The sequence below is a fragment of the Ochrobactrum teleogrylli genome, assembly GCF_037482325.1.
GTDB classification, from domain to species: Bacteria; Pseudomonadota; Alphaproteobacteria; order Rhizobiales; family Rhizobiaceae; genus Brucella; species Brucella teleogrylli.
Map to the genome: position 1 here is coordinate 2,477,242 of NZ_JBBHKQ010000001.1, position 11,819 is coordinate 2,489,060.

The window sequence follows — 11,819 nt, forward strand, 5'->3', positions numbered from 1 at the left end:
TCCGGGGAGAATAAACCGTGCTGCTTATCGTCGGAACCGTTCGGCTGCCTGCTGCGAAGTTGAATGAGGCGCGCCCTGTCATGCAGCAAATGATCGAAGCCAGCCGCGCCGAGGCTGGCTGCATCGACTATTCCTATGCCGCCGACATTCTCGATCCGGGTCTTATCCATGTAAAAGAGCTGTGGCTGGACCGGGCTTCGCTGGACAAACATTTTGCCTCCGGGCACATTGCCGCCTGGCGTTCGACATGGCCGACACTCGGCATCACCGACCGCGATCTTGTGCTCTACGAAGTGGATGCGCCGCAAAGCACCTAACAGTTTCTTTAAGGAGACCGATGAACCACAGTCCAAATTCCGCTCGCCCCGTATCTCTCATGCGACGCTTTCTGGATAGCGAGGTTGCCGGTGGCCTGGTGCTGATGGCAGCGGCAGCGCTTGCGCTCATCGTGGCCAACTCACCCTTCTCGCAAATCTATTTCGATGCGCTTCACGTCTATATGGGCCCATTGAGCCTTGCGCACTGGATCAATGATGCGCTGATGGCGGTGTTTTTCCTGCTCGTCGGGCTGGAGATCAAACGCGAATTCATCGACGGGCAGCTTGCAAGCTGGCCAAACCGGATGCTACCGGGCATTGCCGCAGCAGGCGGCGTGATCCTGCCTGCGATCATCTTCGCGTCGCTGAATTTTCACGATGCCGAAAAAGTGCGGGGCTGGGCGGTGCCTTCCGCAACCGATATCGCCTTTGCGCTCGGGGTCCTGTCGCTGCTCGGCTCACGCGTACCGTCGAGCCTCAAGGTTTTTCTGGCGACGCTCGCCATTCTCGATGATCTGGCCGCCGTCGTCATCATCGCCATTTTCTACACAGCCGAAATCTCGATGCCCTATCTGGGCGGGGCTTTCATAACTGCGATTGCGCTTTTCGCGATGAACCGCATGGGCGTGATGAAGCTGCTGCCCTATCTGATCGGTGGCGCAATTTTGTGGTTCTTCGTGCTCAATTCCGGCGTTCACGCCACCGTCGCCGGTGTGGTGACAGCGCTGATGGTGCCGCTGAAACCTGCGCCCGGCAAACCGGATGACATGACGTCACCGCTGCACATCCTCGAACATGCGCTGGCAAAACCGGTCGCCTTCCTCATCGTGCCGATCTTCGGCTTTGCCAATGCGGGCATTTCCTTTGCCGGGCTCGATGCCTCGGTGATGGGCGACACGCTGACACTCGGCATTCTGCTCGGGCTTTTTGTTGGCAAGCAGCTTGGCGTGTTCGGCGCAGCCTGGCTCGCCATCAAGACCGGCCTTGCGCAAAAGCCGATGGGCGCCAGCTGGGCGCAGCTTTATGGCGTCGCCATATTGTGCGGCATCGGCTTTACCATGAGCATTTTCATCGGGCTTTTGTCCTTCCCGTCCGATCTCATGCAGACCGAAACGAAAATTGGCGTTCTGGCCGGTTCGGCGCTCTCGGCCATATTCGGCTACGGACTGTTGCGGATCGTGGCAAAACCCGCGAAAAAATGATCCTACTCACCCTCCGAAGATATAAATTTTCGGAGGGTTTTCTTTGTGTTTCCCAGATTGGTTCCTACATTGGCAACCAACAGTTGATCCAGTTTGGAGTTTGCCTTGCCCGGTTTATTGACGCGCCTTGTTCCGCGCCGCTTTCGCAATGCCGCAATTGAAATTCCCGTCGTGCGCCTGCATGGCGCCATCATGAGTGGGGGTTCAGCGCTGCGCCCGTCGCTATCGCTGGCATCGACCGCCGCCGTGCTGGAAAAGGCTTTCAGCAACAAGCATGCGCCAGCCGTGGCGATTTCGCTCAATTCTCCCGGCGGTTCACCGGTGCAGTCGCGCCTGATCTATCGCCGCATTCGCGATCTCGCCTCCGAACACCAGAAAAAGGTTTTCATCTTCGTTGAGGATGTGGCCGCATCCGGCGGTTATATGATTGCCCTGGCCGGTGACGAGATCATCGCAGACCCCTCCTCCATCGTCGGCTCCATCGGCGTGGTGTCCGCGTCATTCGGTTTTCCGGAATTGCTGAAGAAAATCGGCGTGGAGCGGCGCGTCTATACCGCCGGCAGCAACAAGGTCACGCTTGATCCGTTCCAGCCGGAAAAGAAGGCCGACATCGAACGGCTGAAATCGCTGCAACTCGAAATCCACGACACCTTCATCGAAATGGTCAAGGAACGGCGTGGCAACAAGCTTGTCGAGGAATCCGACCTGTTCACCGGCCTGTTCTGGACCGGCACGACAGCCTTGCAGCTCGGCCTCATCGACGGGCTGGGCGACATGCGCAGTTTCCTGCGCAAGACCTATGGCGACAAGGTGGAGCTCCAGCTGATCCAGCCCCAGCGCGGACTGCTTGGCCGCAAGGTTCCGGGCGTCGGCATGGCGCTTTCATCGGCGTTTTCCGGCTTGGAACCGGCGGAAATTGCCGCCCATCTCGGCGACGGCCTGCTCTCCGTTGCTGAAGAAAAAGCGCTTTGGGGACGCTATGGTCTTTGAAACATCACGGTTTCTCGTGATAAGATGTCAGAAATGACAGGGTGCGATAAGCGCGCGCCCAACACGACACATAAGGAATTTGGTCATGCCACAGCTCATTTTTCTGCTGCTGATCATCATCGCCGCCTGGTATGGCTACCGCTCGTTCAAGCGTGAAGCCACACGCGTGTCGCAGCGCGTTCGTCAGGCCGAGAAGGAAGCGCAGAACCGTGCCAACGGCACGCTGGTGCAGGACCCGAAAACCGGCGAATATTACGTCAAGAAAGACTGATCCGCTTAAACCCCGATGACCGACACCCTGTTGCGCGCCCGGCCTGCTGACAGCCGGTCTGTTACCCGTCTTGCCCCTGCGAAAATCAACCTCGCGCTGCACGTCACCGGACGGCGCGACGATGGCTATCATCTGCTCGACATGCTGGTGGTCTTTGCGCACTATGGCGATACGATAACGGTTGCCGATGCTCCGGAAGACCGGTTTACGGTCAGCGGGCCTTTCGCCTCGGCGGTTCCCCTCGATGGCGGCAATCTGGTGCTCAAGGCGCGCGATGCATTGCGCGCGCATTCCGGGCGCGATCTGCCGCCCGTTGCCATTCATCTTGAAAAAAACCTGCCCATAGCATCGGGTATTGGCGGCGGCTCCAGCGATGCGGCGGCCACATTGCTTGCCCTCAACACGCTCTGGAACCTCCAATTCGATTTCGACCGGCTCGCCGCGCTCGGTCTGGCGCTTGGCGCTGATCTGCCCATGTGCCTGCATGGTGCGGCGCATGGCACGCCGCTGACGGCGCGCGGCATTGGCGAAGACCTTGCACCTGTTACGGGCCTTCCGGCCCTGCCCCTGCTGCTCGTCAATGACGGCACGGCGCTTGCCACGCCCGATGTGTTTCGCGCCCTCGACAAGCGGAACAATCCCGCCTTGCTGCCGCCCGACCAGAATGAACTCGGCGCGCTCTGCCATTACCTTGGCACGACGCGCAATGATCTCCTGTCGCCAGCCCTGGCGCTTGCTCCGCAAATCGGCGACAAGCTTGCGCTGCTACGGGCGGGCGATGCGCTATACGCCCAGATGTCCGGTTCCGGCGCGACCTGTTTTGCAATCTTCGCCGACGAAGACGCCCTGCAAAAGGCCGCAGCCCGCATGAGAGCCGAAAAGCCGGACTGGTTTGTCATCGCGACCGGCACAGCTGCATCGTAACCCTCACACAGCTGTAACCCGCCTCCTCCGATATTGATTCTGCCTGCTTTGCGCTTGCGTGCAGCCCGCAGAAATCCATTCTCCTTCGATAGTCAGTAACACCCTATTCAAAAGCCAGCTATTGTTCACTCTTATTGGACAATAAACACGGACACTCTGTTCGCGATTTATGAACAAAAAGCGTCATATAACAGTCACGTGATTGCTGGTATATCAATCAAACTGTTGATTTTACGTATATATTTTTCCTATTTTCGATTGTTTCCAAATATTAACGAGCACGAATGTGTGATTAACAAAACATTTTCGTGACTGGAACTTTTGCCCATTGTCACCCATTTCAGCTGCATCGGAACGACGAAAAGAAACGCCGCTCCAGTTTCCAAGGAGATAGGAAATGAAAAAGATTGTTCTTGCTGCTGCTGCCCTCGCCCTGAGCGCCGGCGCTGCCTTCGCTGAAAACCCATATGTTGGCGAACCTGCAGACCTCTATGCAAATGACCGCACCCCGGTTGTTTCGCAGACCGTTGACCACACCGCAACCGCGACCATCCAGTCTGGTTCGGCCTATCAGGACGGCTCTGCTCATCGCTTTGGCGATGCTTCGCCTTCGAGCTACCAGAACTAATCAGGCCAACGCCTGACTGCATAACGGGCGTCGCGCTAAAAACGCCGCTGACGCCCGCCCTGCCGGAATCCTCCCAAGCAATCCCGGCGATTGATTTCCCCTCCCTGATGGATGGCATTTCGGCCACCCGGGACGCCCCGGACAGAACCCAGTGATTGGGTGTCGTTCGTGCGGCAAACGAAAAGGAATATGAAAATGAAAACGTTTGCTCTTGCTGCTGCCGCCCTTGCCCTTAGCGCCGGTGCTGCCTTCGCAGAAAACCCACATGTTGGCGAACCTGCAGACCTTTATGCAAACGACCGCACCCCGGTTGCTTCGCAGACCGTTGACCACACCGCAACTGCGACGATCCAGTCGGGTTCGGCCTATCAGGACGGTTCCGCGCATCGTTTTGGCGACGCTTCGCCTTCGAGCTACCAGAACTAATCAGGCCAAAGCCTGCTGCATAACGGGCGTCGCGTTCGAACGCTGACGCCCAAGGCCGGGCCTCAAACGATCCGGCTTCAACAGTTATCTCCCCGAAGGATGGTGCCTGAGCCACCCGGGTGCCCTTACTTGCTTCCCGATTGGTTCGGGTGCCATCCGAAGGGCGATCTTCAAAGGAATATGAAAATGAAAAAGCTTGCTCTTGCTGCCGTTGCCGTTGCCCTTAGCGCCGGTGCTGCTTTCGCAGAAAACCCGCATGTCGGCGAACCGGCCGACCTCTATGCAAACGACCGCACCCCGGTTGCTTCTCAGACCGTTGACCACACCGCAACCGCGACGATCCAGTCGGGTTCGACCTATCAGGACGGTTCTGCACATCGTTTTGGCGACGCTTCGCCTTCGAGCTACCAGAACTAATCAAGATAGAAGCGAAAGCTGCTATCTTACAAAAAGGCGAAGCTCCTGCTTCGCCTTTTGCTGTTTAGAGCCTGAATCAAAAAGCGGCACGTGTGTGCGAAAATGGTGATTTTCGAGTACCGGAGCGGGGCGTACTCAAAGTACGTGAGCACCGGAACGCAGAAGATTGCCATTTGCAGCCACACAGGACGACTTTTGGAACAGGCTCTTAGGGACCGCTTCAATCCTGCGTGGGCGGATGAATGCCATGCTTGAGCCGCACTGGCTTCATCTGACGCGGAAGCCCAGCAAAAGCCATCCCGTCCAAAATCAGAGGCTTGATCATATCCAGCCGAACCAGAAGCCCGGCATCGAGCGTCGGCCCCTTGCCGAACACTGCCGCCTTCAACCCGCCAAGCCCGCGCTCCCCGGCCAGCGTGAACCGCGCCGGATCACTTGTGCCTTCCATATGGCGACGCGCAACTTCTTCCCATCCATCCTGCGGAATAGCGCCCGGCGCGAGAACCAGAACCCAGGGCGTGCGGATCTCGCTTAACGCCGCCGCCTTATCCGCGCCATCGCTGAACGAACATCCGGCGCCAATCGCCACCAGTGCGGTTTCATCCGACGAGCCTTTGTCGATCACCAGAACGCGACGAACAAGCCCCTCCACCACCGCTGGCACAAGCGCCGACAATGTGTGGGTCAGAGGCTTTTCGGAATTCTGCGTTTCTATAATCACGGACAGCATGCGCGCTTCTTATATCAACAGCGCGTGAACGGAAAGCGGAACGAACTATGTTCTTGATTTGTTCTTACTCTTCGGATAGGAATAGATTCATCAGACAGAGTCGGACAATTACCAGAAGCGTTGCCGCATGCAAGCCGTCAGAGGCTTTGCCGGACATGCTTTGAAGCTCCGCAGGGAGATGAAGATGGCAGCTATCCAGCACGCAGATATCATCAAGCAGGCAGACATGGCCGCATTCGGCACTGGCCGTGCGGAGCATGCCAACGCGCTTGTCGGCGAAGCGGGGCTGAGGATCGATCACAGCCGTCGGCGTGGACGCGGTGCGGGCATTAATCCGACGGGACGCTTTGAGCCGACCACGCGCGAGGATTTCGACGACGGCTGGACGACGCTGGAAGAGCTGCCCGCTTTTAACACCGATGTGCAGGTGGAAAAGCCGCGCACGATCATCACCCGCAACGATTCTCCCGATATCAGCTTCGACCGTTCGATCAATCCTTATCGCGGTTGCGAGCATGGCTGCATCTATTGTTTCGCCCGCCCGAGCCATAGTTATATGGGGCTGTCGGCTGGTCTCGATTTCGAATCCCGCCTGTTCGCCAAGCCGGATGCGCCGCGCCTTCTGGAACGCGAACTGGCGAAGGCTGGCTATCAGCCCAAGACGATTGCCATCGGCACCAATACCGATCCATACCAGCCGATCGAGAAGAAATGGCGCATCATGCGCGAAATTCTCGAAGTTCTGGAGGCAGCCAACCACCCGGTGGGCATCGTAACGAAATCGGCGCTTGTGGTGCGCGATATCGACATTTTGAGTCGCATGGCTGAAAAGGGTCTCGCCAAGGTCGCGCTATCGGTAACGACACTCGATGCGCATCTGGCCCGCACGATGGAGCCGCGCGCCTCGACGCCGAGCCTGCGCCTTCAGGCAATCCGCAAGCTGACCGATGCGGGTATTCCGGCTTCGGTCATGATGGGACCTGTCATTCCGGGTATCAACGATCACGAGATCGAGCGCATTCTCGACGCGGCTTATGCGCAAGGAGCGCGCGAGGCTGGCTATGTGCTGCTGCGCCTGCCGCTGGAAGTAGCGCCCTTGTTCAAAGACTGGCTGCTGCGCAATTATCCTGACCGCTACCGGCATGTGATGTCGCTGGTGCGCTCGATGCGCGACGGCAAGGATTACGATGCAGAATGGGGCAAGCGGATGCGCGGCACCGGCCCTTATGCCTGGCAGATCGGCCGCAGATTCGAAATCGCCGCCCGCAAGCTCGGCTTTAACACCCAGCGCAAACACCTGCGCACCGATCTGTTCGAACCCGTCCAGAAAGGCGGCAAGCAATTATCCCTGTTTTGATGGCCACCCCCAATACGGGTTAACACACTATCTTTTTCCGCCTGTCCCGTCAGGCGGATCGGGTCCTGCTTCCCGCCACCATTCCTCTTGGCAGGACCTTGCGGAGAATCGGAGGCAATGCGAAAATCGCCGCCTCATGAAAAGCACGGCTTCTGATTCTCCTCTTCTATTCGACATCCCACTCGTGCCCGACTTCTCTGAAGAAGCGAGGCTGCTGGCGCGTGGGCTTCGCCATATTGTCGGCATCGATGAAGCGGGGCGCGGGCCTCTCGCCGGGCCGGTCGTAGCTGCTGCCGTGCTGCTGGACGCAAGCGACGTTCCCGACGGGCTAGACGATTCCAAACGTCTCAATGCAGCCAAGCGCGATGCGCTCTATGAGACTATTCTGGCGAAGGCCATAAGCGTCTCTGTTGCAAGTCTCAGCGCCCGCAGCATCGATGTCAGCGATATTCGGAAAGCTGCTTTGGAAGCCATGCGTCGCGCCGTACACGGGCTGATCTTACAGCCATGCCACGCATTGATTGATGGGCGCGATGTACCGCCCGGCCTGCCCTGCCCCGGTTCCGCCCTCGTGAAGGGCGATCAGCGCTCCGTGTCGATTGCTGCGGCTTCCATCGTCGCCAAAGTGACGCGGGATCGCATGATGGAGCGCGCAGGCAGCGTTCACACGATCTACGGCATGGAAGTGCATGCAGGCTATGCAACCGCCCGCCACCGCGCCGCCATTGAAAGCGACGGCCCCATCCCCGGCCTGCACCGTTACACTTTCGCACCGATCAAGGGACGCTTTGAGCCTCACACTTAAGCGCATCGTGTAGATGCGAAACGCCTGAACGGAAATCAGTCCGCAGGAATGAGCCCTTATCCGGCTCGGTCCGAAAAGATGCGAGCGCAAAACCGGAAGCTGCACCGATCGAATCCTGGTGGATTTATCAGGCGCCACTGGCGGCGATCAACCAGATCGCGCCGGTTATGTCATCCATCGCCCCCGGTAGCTCCATTCTTTTCGAATACTCGGCATGTCCCTGAATGGCTCATCCATTCCACTGGTATGCACCGCCGAATTGGCGCACCCTCTCCGAGGCCTTATTAAAACAAAAATGCCGCCCTTTCAGGCGGCATTTCAAAACTCAAAAGGTCGCGAGAACCTTAGTTCATGTTCGACTTGACCTGAACCAGTGCGTCCTTGAACAGACCGCCGGAAACCTTGGTGTCAACCTTGTCGGCGACAAGCTTGCCAGCGGCGGCAACGGCGAGATCGACAGCCGAAGCGCGGACGGCATTGATAGCGTCGACTTCAGCGGTTGCGATCTTCTGTTCAGCCAGCTTGTTACGGCGGGCCACATATTCTTCAGTCGCACGCTTGGCGTCTTCGAGAAGAGCCTTGGCTTCGCGTTCAGCAGCGGCGACGATATCGCCTGCTTCCTTTTCGGCTTCCTTGCGCTTGCGATGGTATTCGGCCAGAAGCTGCTGTGCTTCTTCGCGCAGCGTACGGGCTTCTTCCAGTTCCTTCTTGATGTGATCGGCACGCTCATCGAGCGAACGACCAACCATGGCCGGAACTTTCAGATAGGCGAGGATCGCCAGGAAGATGATGAGGCCAACAAGTGCCCAAAATGTAGCGTCCATTGTCCTCTCCTCAGGCGTTCACGGCCTTGACAGCGGCTGTTACCGAAGCCTTGTCGGCCTTGGTGCCCAGAAGCTGTTCGACGATTTCAGCCGTGGTTTCCTCGGCGATGGTGCCGACGTCGCTCATGGCCTTGGCCTTGATCGCAGCAATACGCTCTTCGGCGTCCTTGAGCTTGCCTTCCAGCGCAGCTTCGGCAGCAGCGCGTTCGGCGTCTGCTTCGCCCTTGCCTTTTTCGCGAGCAGCTTCTGCAATGGAAGCGGCCTTGGTGCGGGCCTGGGCCAGTTCCTGCTCATAAGCAACGATGGCGTTATCGGCATCCTGCTTGAGACGGGCAGCCTGCTCGAGATCCTGGGCGATACGGTCACGACGGGTTTCGATCACGCCGCCAATGCGCGGCAGAACCACGCGCGACATGAACAGATAGAAAAGACCGAAAGTGATCGCCAGCCACAGAAGCTGCGAGGCGTAGTGGGTGGAATCGAACGGAGGGAATACGCCGCTGCCGTGTCCGGCATCCTGCGCGACCCCGGTTTCGGTGTGCACAGCATCAGCTGCGCCGTGCTCACCAGCAGCTGGTGCCGGTTGCGATTCGGTGGCGGTTTGGGCAAACGCCGTGGACACGAACATCCAGATTTCCCCTTAAATCGAGCATGATCTGATCCGAAAACCGGTTCCCGTCTTCCGGGATCATGCCTACTCGAACGTCATATGCAAAGGCCAGCCGCGCTGCATTTCAAGATACAGATCGCGGCAGGCCAGACTCTTGAACCGTTTATTAGACGGCGAAGAGGAGCAGAAGCGCGATGAGCAGCGAGAAGATGCCCAGAGCTTCCGTAACGGCGAAACCGAACACCAGACGGCCGAACTGGCTGTCAGCAGCGGACGGGTTGCGCAGAGCGCCGGAGAGGTATTGGCCGAAGATGTTGCCGAGGCCGAGAGCCGTACCGGCCATACCGAAACAGGCGAGACCGGCGCCGATGTACTTTGCTGCTTCCGCTTCCATGTTAAGCTCCTTCTGGATTGAAATATAAGCGCGGATTTCAGTTCTGGCGGTCGCCCGCCGGTTTGAACTCAGTGTCCCGGATGTACTGCGTCGTTGATGTACATGCAGGTGAGAACGGTAAACACGTAGGCCTGGAGGAAGGCTACGAGGAATTCGAGTGCGGTGATCGCAACCGTCATGATGAGCGGCAGCACCGCGCCACCGACGCCGATGGGCCCAAGAGCGGCCAGCGAAACAACAAAGCCGGCAAAAACCTTGAGCGTGATGTGGCCTGCAAGCATGTTCGCAAAAAGACGAACCGAGAGGCTGATCGGACGCGACAGGAACGAGATGATTTCAATGGCGACAACCAGCGGCACGATGATGCCGGGAACACCGCTCGGCACGAACAGCTTGAGGAAGCCGAAACCGTGCTTGAAGAAACCGTAGACGATGACCGTACCGATGACCAGGCACGCGAGAGCGAACGTCACGATGATCTGGCTGGTGACAGTGTAGAAATACGGGAAGAGACCGATGAAATTCGCGACCAGCACGAACATGAACAGCGAGAAGACGAAGGGGAAGAACTTCATACCCTTCGAACCAGCCGAATCCCGCAGGCTTGTCGCCACAAATTCGTAGGCCATTTCCGAAACCGACTGCAGACGGGTCGGGATAAGACCGCGGCCCGACGATGTCAGATAAAGGAAGCCCGAAGCGACCACGACGGTTGCGACCATGAAAGCCGAAACATTCGTGAACGACAGGTCAACGCCGCCTACATCGATGGGAATCCACCGAGAAATCTGGAACTGATGGATCGGATCGTTCGCCACCTTAACCTCGTCTGTCTTCCCTGCCCGAAGGCGATTTGGCCTGCCCGAAGGCGATTTAGTCTGCCCTGAGGCGACTTGGTCTACCCGAAGGCGTTTCAGTCTCGGGGCCCGACATGCATCCGGCCCGCTTATCACTTACACTTGAACGAACTTTACCGTAAAGTCCGCCAAGTCTTATTTCCTGTCACTCTTTTCCGCGTTAGTCTTAATGCCGCCTTGATCGGCGACATAACCTACGGAACGAAGCACATTGAGGACACCCGCTGCGAAGCCCAGTAGGAGAAATACGATCAATCCCCAAGGCGACGTGCCGGCGACACGATCGATGAACCAGCCAAGCACCGCACCCACCACGATCCCAGCGATAAACTCGCTGGAAAGCTTCATGGCCTGCGCGACCGAACTTGCCGTCTCCGACCGCTCCTCCTCGGAAGCTGGCTTCTTGAACATGCCCTTCTTGACCAATTCGGCCTCAAGACGGTTCAAACGCTGATCCAGCTCCCCGGAAGCAGGTTGCCCTTGCCCATCCTTGACAGCACCGGATGGCTTTTCGGGCTCAATTCCCCGTGCCATTGGCAGCTCCTTTTTTCAAGAAAGGCAGGTTCAAAACCCCATTTCCAAGTTGCGCGCAACATATTGACACCCCGCCCGCTAGTCAAGGCGGTGAAGCCACTGCTCCAGAAGGTTTTTTATTCATAAAAAACAATTGGATAGCTAATGGTGCGACTCATTTTCCGCCCAAAGTCCAAGAATGTGGCGCGAATCCTTCACTTTTTCGTTGCCACTATCCCCAGCGTATCGCAGCCGGAGCGGCTCCAGCGCCAATGAAACGCGGGCCCTGCTTCAGCCATCCGGTTTCCGCCGCGATCAACGATCAAACTTGCCCTGGATTCGCGTGAGAGCGCACTGCGCCAAGTGCTTGCTGTCGAGCAGTGAAACACAGACAGGGAAAGCTGGGTCAAGAACGGGCGCAACGCAACAGGCGGAAGAGGTTGCCCTCTCCCGCCTGTTTGTTTTCATAATGACAGTTTCGCTAAACGGCACGTCGAAGCCGATCTGCCGTCGGCTCTAACGCTTCATGCCAAGCAGAACCGTTCCTTGCCCGG

16 protein-coding genes are annotated in these 11,819 nt (G+C 58.0%); 10 read left to right on the plus strand and 6 right to left on the minus strand.

Annotated elements, in window-relative coordinates:
• Positions 1–17 precede the first annotated feature (17 nt).
• From WIX40_RS11660 to WIX40_RS11695, 8 genes are all read left to right on the plus strand, one after another.
• Positions 18–317: a putative quinol monooxygenase gene (locus WIX40_RS11660; RefSeq protein ID WP_109368433.1), complete on the plus strand. Its 300-nt coding sequence runs from the start codon at positions 18–20 to the stop codon at positions 315–317.
• A 20-nt stretch (positions 318–337) separates the two neighbouring features.
• Positions 338–1,519, plus strand: coding sequence for a Na+/H+ antiporter NhaA (nhaA, locus tag WIX40_RS11665; RefSeq protein ID WP_171316575.1), 1,182 nt, complete (start codon positions 338–340; stop codon positions 1,517–1,519).
• Positions 1,520–1,624: 105 nt separating this feature from the next.
• Positions 1,625–2,509, plus strand: a complete 885-nt coding sequence (locus tag WIX40_RS11670) for a S49 family peptidase (protein WP_171316579.1) — start codon at positions 1,625–1,627, stop codon at positions 2,507–2,509.
• An 85-nt stretch (positions 2,510–2,594) separates the two neighbouring features.
• Positions 2,595–2,780: a hypothetical protein gene (locus tag WIX40_RS11675; RefSeq protein ID WP_109368432.1), complete on the plus strand. Its 186-nt coding sequence runs from the start codon at positions 2,595–2,597 to the stop codon at positions 2,778–2,780.
• 15 nt (positions 2,781–2,795) lie between these two features.
• On the plus strand, positions 2,796–3,704 hold the full coding sequence (locus WIX40_RS11680) for a 4-(cytidine 5'-diphospho)-2-C-methyl-D-erythritol kinase (RefSeq protein ID WP_109368431.1): 909 nt from the start codon (positions 2,796–2,798) through the stop codon (positions 3,702–3,704).
• A gap of 397 nt (positions 3,705–4,101) precedes the next feature.
• The gene (locus tag WIX40_RS11685; protein ID WP_109368430.1) at positions 4,102–4,332 is read left to right on the plus strand and encodes a hypothetical protein; all 231 of its coding nucleotides are present in this window, start codon (positions 4,102–4,104) and stop codon (positions 4,330–4,332) included.
• Positions 4,333–4,527: 195 nt separating this feature from the next.
• Positions 4,528–4,758 carry a hypothetical protein gene (locus tag WIX40_RS11690; protein WP_109368429.1) on the plus strand — a complete coding sequence of 77 codons (231 nt, stop codon included), beginning with the start codon at positions 4,528–4,530 and terminating at the stop codon, positions 4,756–4,758.
• 186 nt (positions 4,759–4,944) lie between these two features.
• Positions 4,945–5,175 (plus strand): hypothetical protein, encoded by a 231-nt coding sequence (locus WIX40_RS11695; protein WP_109368428.1) that lies wholly within the window; start codon positions 4,945–4,947, stop codon positions 5,173–5,175.
• Between the two features lie 220 nt (positions 5,176–5,395).
• Here WIX40_RS11695 and WIX40_RS11700 read toward each other — a convergent pair whose 3' ends face one another.
• Positions 5,396–5,905: a glycosyl transferase gene (locus WIX40_RS11700; RefSeq protein WP_109368427.1), complete on the minus strand. Its 510-nt coding sequence runs from the start codon at positions 5,903–5,905 to the stop codon at positions 5,396–5,398.
• Positions 5,906–6,089: 184 nt separating this feature from the next.
• Between WIX40_RS11700 and WIX40_RS11705 the strand changes: the two genes are divergently transcribed.
• On the plus strand, positions 6,090–7,262 hold the full coding sequence (locus WIX40_RS11705; RefSeq protein WP_171316582.1) for a PA0069 family radical SAM protein: 1,173 nt from the start codon (positions 6,090–6,092) through the stop codon (positions 7,260–7,262).
• A gap of 136 nt (positions 7,263–7,398) precedes the next feature.
• On the plus strand, positions 7,399–8,067 hold the full coding sequence (gene rnhB / locus WIX40_RS11710) for a ribonuclease HII (RefSeq protein ID WP_109368425.1): 669 nt from the start codon (positions 7,399–7,401) through the stop codon (positions 8,065–8,067).
• Between the two features lie 344 nt (positions 8,068–8,411).
• Here the strand turns inward: rnhB and WIX40_RS11715 are convergent, their stop codons facing one another.
• The 5 genes from WIX40_RS11715 to WIX40_RS11735 form a co-directional block, all read right to left on the minus strand.
• Positions 8,412–8,891, minus strand: a complete 480-nt coding sequence (locus WIX40_RS11715; RefSeq protein ID WP_109368424.1) for a F0F1 ATP synthase subunit B — start codon at positions 8,889–8,891, stop codon at positions 8,412–8,414.
• Between the two features lie 10 nt (positions 8,892–8,901).
• Positions 8,902–9,519 (minus strand): F0F1 ATP synthase subunit B, encoded by a 618-nt coding sequence (locus WIX40_RS11720; protein ID WP_109368423.1) that lies wholly within the window; start codon positions 9,517–9,519, stop codon positions 8,902–8,904.
• Positions 9,520–9,667: 148 nt separating this feature from the next.
• The gene (locus WIX40_RS11725) at positions 9,668–9,895 is read right to left on the minus strand and encodes a F0F1 ATP synthase subunit C (protein ID WP_002963544.1); all 228 of its coding nucleotides are present in this window, start codon (positions 9,893–9,895) and stop codon (positions 9,668–9,670) included.
• A gap of 68 nt (positions 9,896–9,963) precedes the next feature.
• Positions 9,964–10,713 carry a F0F1 ATP synthase subunit A gene (locus WIX40_RS11730; protein ID WP_109368422.1) on the minus strand — a complete coding sequence of 250 codons (750 nt, stop codon included), beginning with the start codon at positions 10,711–10,713 and terminating at the stop codon, positions 9,964–9,966.
• Between the two features lie 174 nt (positions 10,714–10,887).
• Positions 10,888–11,286, minus strand: coding sequence for an AtpZ/AtpI family protein (locus WIX40_RS11735; protein WP_109368421.1), 399 nt, complete (start codon positions 11,284–11,286; stop codon positions 10,888–10,890).
• Positions 11,287–11,819 lie beyond the last annotated feature (533 nt).

Bases quoted from the DNA above. Each gene is read 5' to 3' on its own strand.
- nhaA (WP_171316575.1), top strand. From the start codon at position 338: ATGAACCACAGTCCAAATTCCGCTCGCCCCGTATCTCTCATGCGACGC.
- WIX40_RS11675 (WP_109368432.1), top strand. From the start codon at position 2,595: ATGCCACAGCTCATTTTTCTGCTGCTGATCATCATCGCCGCCTGGTAT.
- WIX40_RS11680 (WP_109368431.1), top strand. From the start codon at position 2,796: ATGACCGACACCCTGTTGCGCGCCCGGCCTGCTGACAGCCGGTCTGTT.
- WIX40_RS11685 (WP_109368430.1), top strand. From the start codon at position 4,102: ATGAAAAAGATTGTTCTTGCTGCTGCTGCCCTCGCCCTGAGCGCCGGC.
- WIX40_RS11690 (WP_109368429.1), top strand. From the start codon at position 4,528: ATGAAAACGTTTGCTCTTGCTGCTGCCGCCCTTGCCCTTAGCGCCGGT.
- WIX40_RS11695 (WP_109368428.1), top strand. From the start codon at position 4,945: ATGAAAAAGCTTGCTCTTGCTGCCGTTGCCGTTGCCCTTAGCGCCGGT.
- WIX40_RS11700 (WP_109368427.1), bottom strand. From the start codon at position 5,905: ATGCTGTCCGTGATTATAGAAACGCAGAATTCCGAAAAGCCTCTGACC.
- WIX40_RS11705 (WP_171316582.1), top strand. From the start codon at position 6,090: ATGGCAGCTATCCAGCACGCAGATATCATCAAGCAGGCAGACATGGCC.
- rnhB (WP_109368425.1), top strand. From the start codon at position 7,399: ATGAAAAGCACGGCTTCTGATTCTCCTCTTCTATTCGACATCCCACTC.
- WIX40_RS11715 (WP_109368424.1), bottom strand. From the start codon at position 8,891: ATGGACGCTACATTTTGGGCACTTGTTGGCCTCATCATCTTCCTGGCG.
- WIX40_RS11720 (WP_109368423.1), bottom strand. From the start codon at position 9,519: ATGTTCGTGTCCACGGCGTTTGCCCAAACCGCCACCGAATCGCAACCG.
- WIX40_RS11725 (WP_002963544.1), bottom strand. From the start codon at position 9,895: ATGGAAGCGGAAGCAGCAAAGTACATCGGCGCCGGTCTCGCCTGTTTC.
- WIX40_RS11735 (WP_109368421.1), bottom strand. From the start codon at position 11,286: ATGGCACGGGGAATTGAGCCCGAAAAGCCATCCGGTGCTGTCAAGGAT.